This is a genomic window from Pseudomonas edaphica, from assembly GCF_005863185.1.
Lineage (GTDB): Bacteria > Pseudomonadota > Gammaproteobacteria > Pseudomonadales > Pseudomonadaceae > Aquipseudomonas > Aquipseudomonas edaphica.
Genome location: NZ_VBVZ01000800.1, coordinates 1 through 2411, shown reverse-complemented (window position 1 = coordinate 2411; position 2411 = coordinate 1). Strand labels below are relative to the sequence as shown.

Genomic DNA, 2411 nt, shown 5'->3' with positions numbered 1-2411 from the left:
GGCTTCACCAGCATTACCAGTTGGCTGGCAGGCTAATGAGCCGACGTCGCAGGTGGTGGGTAATCATTGGCTTGATGGAGGAGGGCAGTTGCTCTTGCCCGTGCCGTCTGCGTTGATTCCGCATGCGACCAATTACTTGATTAATGCGGCGCATCCACAGGTTCAGACGCATTTACTCGAGACGATTGAGCCGTTCTGGTTTGATAAGCGTTATTTGCGCTAAAGAAGAGTAGGGCAGTGCCGAGATGCCCGTGACTCGTCCTTCTGGAAGGCTGCTTTCGGCCCAGAGTGTGTAAAAACGCGCTGATGCACTGTCGGCGCGCAGCGCTGACGGTTGTTAGCTGAGTAATTGCTCACAACAAGTCCTGCGGATCATCACGAGGGTCTGGGAGCCCCTAGCGCCGCTTCTACCTTGCTGGGTGGCCAAAATACAGACCTCTTCAGGCCGACAGCGCCTTCATTAAACCGCTGGTACCGAGAATTTTCATGACTCGTTTCAAGTTGTAGGCGAGGACGTTCAAGCTCATCTCCGCACTTACTCCGTTCAGCTTTCGTGTCAGGAAGTGCGTTGCACCCATCCATTGTTTGAGCGTCCCGAAGGGATGCTCAACAGTCCGTTTTCGGACGCGCATCATCTCCGGTGCTTTGCTCAGCCTAAGCTGCATTTCCTCCAATACAGCTTCATGCTCCCAGCGTCGAACTCGTCGTTCCGTGCTCGGGGTGCATTGCGACTTCAACGCGCAGCTCTGGCATTTCGAACTCCAGTAACGATGCAAATTCAGGCCTTTTTCAACGTAGGAGTAGTGCCAGACCAGTGCCTCGCCAGCCGGGCAAATGTATTCGTTTTTTGCCGCGTCATAGATGAAGGCATCGTTATTGAAACGCCCGTCAGCCTTGGCTCCAGAGGTCATCGGTTTGGGCACATAGGCGGTGATGCCGGCATTGTGACAAGCCAGGATTTGTTCGCTTTTGAAATAACCTCGGTCCGCCACTACCGACAACGTATCTGACCCCATCGCCTCGCGGGCCTGCCTGGCCATCGAGCTGAGTTGATCGCGGCCGGAACCGACGTTGGTCACCTCATGCGCAACGATCAAATGGTGCTGGGTATCGACCGCTGTCTGCACGTTGGAACCGACGATTCCAGTGCCGCGCGTCATCATGGAACGGGCGTCTGGATCGGTCAGTGAGACCTGTTTATCCGGTGATTCGTTGAGCTGAGTTTCAATGACCTGCAACTCTTTCATCTGAGCTTTGAGCTTGTCGATTTTCTCTTGCAGACGAGCAGCCTTGGGCTGAGCGACCGAGGGTTCTTGCCGGTCGGTTTCGTCGAGCGTAGTCAGGTACCGATTGATACTTGATTCAATTTCTTCCATCCGCCGTTTCAGCTTGGCGCTGGTGAAATTGCTGTCGCGGTTATTGACGGCCTTGAATTTACTGCCGTCGATGGCGACCAGATTTTCTTCGAACAGTCCTAGCTGCTGGCACAGCACCACGAACTGGCGGCAGACACCTCGGATGGCCTTGCTGTTGTCTTTTCGGAAGTTGGCGATGGTCTTGAAATCGGGCATCAAACGCCCAGTCAGCCACATCAGCTCGACGTTGCGTTGGGCTTCTCGTTCAAGACGCCGGCTCGATGGAATGCGGTTCAGATAGCCGTAGATGTAGATCTTCAGCAGGACCGAGGGATGGTAAGCCGGCCGGCCTGTATCAGCAGGTAAGGCGCCCTCGAAACCTAGTTTGACCAGGTCCAGTTCGTCGACAAAGATGTCGACTACGCGCACCGGATTGGCATCCGTGACGTAATCGTCGAGGCTCGCGGGAAGGAAGGTTTCTTGGCCTCTATGTTCACCTTGGATAAAGCGCTTCATGGGCGATCCCTGCGATGAAATCCTCAGAAATCATAGCAGGGCTAAGAGCGGTGTTCTGTTCAGATATTGATGCGTTTTTCAACCGCCTGTAGTTGCTTTACCGGGTCCCAACCACTCGGCGACGCTTGAGCTTTGCTCCACCAAAGCATTCCTTTAGAGATCCATAATCTCCGCAAATCAGCATGAGCAGATGTTGCGTCATCATAGCCGAACTGCGTACCGCAGGACGGGCACATGCCAAACGAAGAGCAGCCAACCTCATCGTATGGAGGCTCTTCAAGCCCGGGGTATCCACAAACCGGACAAAGATATGACACGTTGCTTGCAATCATCCAACCCCCAGATTTCTAGCCTCTAGCCCACGTTGTCGGCGTACCTGCTGATTTCCGGAATCTTATACTGAATCTGAGCAACTGATGTCTGACCTGGGCTGAGTAGGAAAAAACACTAGAGTGGAAGCCGCTAACAAGGGTTTTGACACACTCTGGGCCGAAAGCGGCCAGCCAGCAATCAAAGTCAAATCCATATGCAGTATTTCAG

Annotated in this window: 2 protein-coding genes; one reads left to right on the top strand and one right to left on the bottom strand. The window is 53.8% G+C overall.

The features are described 5' to 3' along the window. The coding region (locus FEM54_RS34215) for an RES family NAD+ phosphorylase (RefSeq protein WP_171045944.1) at window positions 1-223 on the top strand (223 nt) is incomplete at its 5' end. Between the two features lie 217 nt (window positions 224-440). On the opposite strand, the gene FEM54_RS30610 is transcribed toward FEM54_RS34215, so the two are convergent. Then, entirely contained in the window at window positions 441-1871 is a 1431-nt protein-coding gene (locus FEM54_RS30610; RefSeq protein ID WP_138454068.1) for an IS1182 family transposase, read from the bottom strand. Window positions 1872-2411 lie beyond the last annotated feature (540 nt).